Origin of the sequence: Ruminococcus sp., from assembly GCF_045129435.1 — a bacterium.
Classification (GTDB): domain Bacteria; phylum Bacillota; class Clostridia; order Oscillospirales; family Acutalibacteraceae; genus Ruminococcoides.
In genome coordinates this window covers 1-4,058 of the sequence record NZ_JBGVJL010000088.1, presented here as the reverse complement: position 1 = coordinate 4,058, position 4,058 = coordinate 1, and the positions used below count along the sequence as shown (strand labels likewise).

The 4,058-nt window shown below is 39.4% G+C and carries 4 protein-coding genes; all 4 read right to left on the bottom strand.

Going from position 1 to position 4,058, the window contains the following annotated elements:
- Positions 1-881 (bottom strand): RNA polymerase sigma factor (locus ACJMMI_RS04295; protein ID WP_405353873.1); only part of this gene is annotated, 881 nt, incomplete at its 3' end.
- A gap of 658 nt (positions 882-1,539) precedes the next feature.
- Positions 1,540-1,956 carry a hypothetical protein gene (locus ACJMMI_RS04290; RefSeq protein ID WP_405353871.1) on the bottom strand — a complete coding sequence of 139 codons (417 nt, stop codon included), beginning with the start codon at positions 1,954-1,956 and terminating at the stop codon, positions 1,540-1,542.
- 40 nt (positions 1,957-1,996) lie between these two features.
- The gene (locus tag ACJMMI_RS04285; protein WP_405353869.1) at positions 1,997-3,334 is read right to left on the bottom strand and encodes a glucose-6-phosphate isomerase; all 1,338 of its coding nucleotides are present in this window, start codon (positions 3,332-3,334) and stop codon (positions 1,997-1,999) included.
- 149 nt (positions 3,335-3,483) lie between these two features.
- Positions 3,484-4,058: D-alanyl-D-alanine carboxypeptidase family protein (locus ACJMMI_RS04280; protein WP_405353867.1), on the bottom strand; the 575-nt coding region annotated here is incomplete at its 5' end.

The following is a 4,058-nucleotide window of genomic DNA, read 5'->3' as shown; positions in this document are numbered from 1 at the left end:
CGAATGTCAATTTCTGCGTGGTGTGTTCCCTTTGCCTCATCTGTGCCTATTGTGGCAACAGTGCTATTTTCACCAACGGTTACAGAATCGTTGGTCGCAGGCTGATTGCCGTCATTTTTATTAGAAGTAACTGCAAACACTATAATGACCGCCGCAAGCAGAAGAGCAACAGCAGTAATAATAATTACAGCTTTCTTTTTATCAGACTTCTGCGGCTTTGCAATTTTTTCAATGTCAGTATCAAGCTTTTTATCTGTATCGGCAGGAACGGCTGCTTTTGCTGCAAATTCCTTTACAATATTTGCAGATGCAGTCATAAAGAATATAATATCTCTTTTGCTAAAGCCTGATGATGAGAGTCTTAACTGCTTTTTGATGTTTTCTCTGCCGTAATCGAGTGAATTTTGAGCCTTATCCTCTGAGATTTTAAGCACATCGGCAATTTTTTTAGTGTCATAGTCACGCAACAGATTGAGAGTAAGTACAATCCTTTGATTTGCATTAATTGCTTTCAGAGCGTTTATTAAAAGCTTTTTCTGCTCAGTTGTAATTTCAGATACTGATGTGATTTTATCCTTTTCTGCAAAAGGCTGAATCTTCGCTGTAGCATTTTCAGCACTCTTATCATCGGAAATTGCGGACTTGCACACCCTTGCGGTTTCATAAGTAACAAGCTCGTCAAGATCTGAGTTATTCGGATTTTTTGTGATTGCAGTAAAAATAGCCTTGAATGATTTTTCAAAAGCGTTCAAAGCCTTTTGCTCATCTGAAATTACAGTTGTGCAGAAAAAATACACATAGCTTTTGTATTTTTCTGCGATAAAATCAAGCGATTTTTTATCGCCAAGCGATGCTTTTTGTACTAATTTTTTTGTATTCATCGGTGTTCCCCTTTTTACATATTAGGTTTTGCTCAGTTATCAGTTATGGGATAATTAAATAAATTATGTTTTTTTATTATGTAACGGTCGGGAATTAAAAGGTTTAAAATTGTATATGTTTTCTACTCGGACATAAAAATTTAGTCAACCTTTTTCAAAGGTTGTGGGTGTGGGCAAAGCCCACAAATACTTTAAGTTTATGCAAAATTTTGATAGCCAAACAGCAGGCTGTTTGGCGGCTTGAGCACAACAGCGAAAGCCTTATAATTGCGACAGCAACAAAAAACAGAAAAGATATTCTTTTTCTATTTATAAATCATTTCTTTTTAAAAGGCTGTCGCCTGTTTTGTCAAACTTTGCCTCAGCACACAAACAGCAACGCTGTTTGTGCCATATGAACTGTTATGAAAACAACTTTATTTGGGCGTTGCCCAAGCCCACGAGCCTTTAAAAAGGCTCGACCTAAATTTTTTGTTATTTTCCCGAAGCTTTCCGTTAAACAATAATTCGTCCCAACTATTGACACAGAACCTATTTTTACTTTATTATAGTAAATAAAACTGACGGTCAAGTATAATTTGTGTGACGAAAAGGTGAAAATATTTACAGAAAAAACGGACTGCCCTGTAAGAGAGCAGTCCGTTTGTGGTTAAGTAAATTAAACCTTCTGGCAAACAGCGTTAATTGACTCAGGAAGCTCTGATTCCTCAGCTGAGATAAGGAGAACAATGTTTGTTGAAGATGCCTCAGAAAGCTCCTGAAGCTTCTTTGTGAATGTTTCTACACCGTCAACGCCTGTTGGGCAGATCTTAAATGTCGAATCAACAAGAATGTCTGTAACATCGTAGTTGCCTGCACAGATACCGCTGATGAAGCCAAAGAGCATATCATAACCTTCAATGAGGTACTGCTCTGTATCAATAAGTCTTGCTTTATGAGTAACATCATAAGTAAGCTTTGCACCCTTTTCAATTACAACAACATTGCCTGCTGATGCAGCAACTGCCTCGTTAGCGAGAGCAATGAGTTTTTTTGTTTTGCCTGAACCTTTTTTACCGATAAGTAAAGTAACCATATTAGTTCCTCCAGAATATTATACTTATTTACAAAAGAAATTACTTGAGTCTTGCCTCAAGAGCAGCCTTCTGATCCTCATAACCCGGCTTGCCAAGGAGAGCAAACATATTCTTCTTGTAGCTTTCAACGCCAGGCTGATTGAATGGGTTTACGCCAAGCATATAGCCTGAAATAGCACAAGCCTTTTCAAAGAAATAGATGAGGTAACCAAGCTCTGATTCGTTCATCTCAGGTACATTGAGAACGATGTTTGGCACACCGCCGTCATTGTGAGCAAGAACTGTACCCTCAAAAGCCTTCTGGTTTACATAGCCCATTGTCTTTCCTGAAAGGAAGTTAAGACCATCAACATTAGTAGGATCTGTGCCGAGTGTAACTTCTTTTTTACATTTATCAAAGAGAACAACAGTTTCAAACATAGTTCTTCTGCCGTCCTGAATGTACTGACCAAGTGAGTGAAGATCTGTTGAGAAGATAACGCTTGCCGGGAAGATACCCTTGTTATCCTTGCCCTCACTCTCTGCAAAAAGCTGCTTAAACCATTCAGACATCATTGTGTAAGCAGGCTCGTAAGATACCATAACCTCCATTGTCTTACCCTTGCGGTAAAGAATGTTACGGAGTGCTGCGTATTTGTAGCAATCGTTTGTAGCAAGGTCATCGTTGTCAAATTCCTTCTGAGCAGTTGCTGCACCCTGCATAAGAGCGTCAATGTCAGCACCTGAAACTGCGATTGGAAGAAGACCTACTGCTGTAAGTACAGAGAAACGACCGCCTACATCGTCAGGAACTACGAATGTTTCATAACCCTCTTCGTCAGCTAAAGCCTTGAGTGTACCCTTAGCCTTATCTGTTGTGCAGTAAATACGCTCTCTTGCACCCTCTTTGCCATACTTCTTTTCGAGCATTTCTCTGAATACTCTGAAAGCGATAGCAGGCTCAGTTGTAGTACCTGATTTTGAAATCATATTTACAGATACATCTTTGCCCTCGCAAAGCTCCATAATCTCTGCAAGTGCAGATGAGCTGATTGAGTTACCGGTAAAGAAAATCTGTGGTGTGTCCTTACAAGTAAGGTTGTAGTTCTGTGATGAAAGAAATTCGATAGCAGCTCTTGCACCAAGGTATGAACCGCCGATACCGATTACGATAAATACATCGGAATCCTTTTTAATCTTCTCGGCAGCAGCCTTAATTCTTGCAAATTCCTCTTTGTCGTAATCTGTAGGAAGGTTGAGCCAGCCAAGGAAATCGTTTCCAAGACCTGTGCCATCGTGGAGCACCTTGTGAGCAGCCTTAACTTCAGCAGCCACACCGTCATACTCATGCTCATTTACGAAGCCTTTTAAATATTTGTCTGTAAGTTTTGTAGCCATTATTAATTCCCCCAAAATTCCCTATCGGAATTATACTGTACTTTATACCGCAAAACCGGCACAAAAACTACCGTATAAACCGATACAAGTATCTTTGCTGTCTTATTATACTATAATTCCCGACTTTTTGCAAGGTCATTTTGTATATTTTATAAAGAAATTATAGAATTTAATAAAACAGAGAAAACTGAGGTAAAAGAAATCTTCTCTGCGTCCTGTAAAGCGGTAATTTCAAAGCTTTTTACGGTGTTGCCGTCAAGGCTGTATGTAACCGTTCCAAGCCTCTGCCCTTTTGCTACAGGTGCTTCAACACTTTCAGGCAAATCAATTTTTGAAACTATTTTTGAACTGCTGTTTTTATCAAGTACAATGCTTGCACTTACATCGCAGTCAACGCCAATATTCTGAACCATTCCGTTTTCTACTTTTATTGTTTTTGGCATATCCTCAGGCAGTGAAAGCTTGGTTACGCTGAAATTTGCAAAGCCGTAGTCAAGCAATGCGGAGGCATCAGAAAATCTTTCTTTGCCCGAATTACAGCCGAGCACTACGGCTACAAGGCTCATATCTCCCCTTTTAGCCGATGCTGACATACAACAACCTGCATCATCAGTAGTTCCTGTTTTGAGCCCTGTAATGCCGTTATAGGTTTTCAGAAGTTTGTTTGTGTTTACAATCTGGGTTTTGCCGTCACGCAGATTATCAAGCCATATTGATGTGTAGT

What these genes read in the sequence shown, in the direction of transcription:
- ACJMMI_RS04290 (WP_405353871.1), bottom strand. Translation starts at nt 1,956, where the DNA reads ATGGTTACTTTACTTATCGGTAAAAAAGGTTCAGGCAAAACAAAAAAA.
- ACJMMI_RS04285 (WP_405353869.1), bottom strand. Translation starts at nt 3,334, where the DNA reads ATGGCTACAAAACTTACAGACAAATATTTAAAAGGCTTCGTAAATGAG.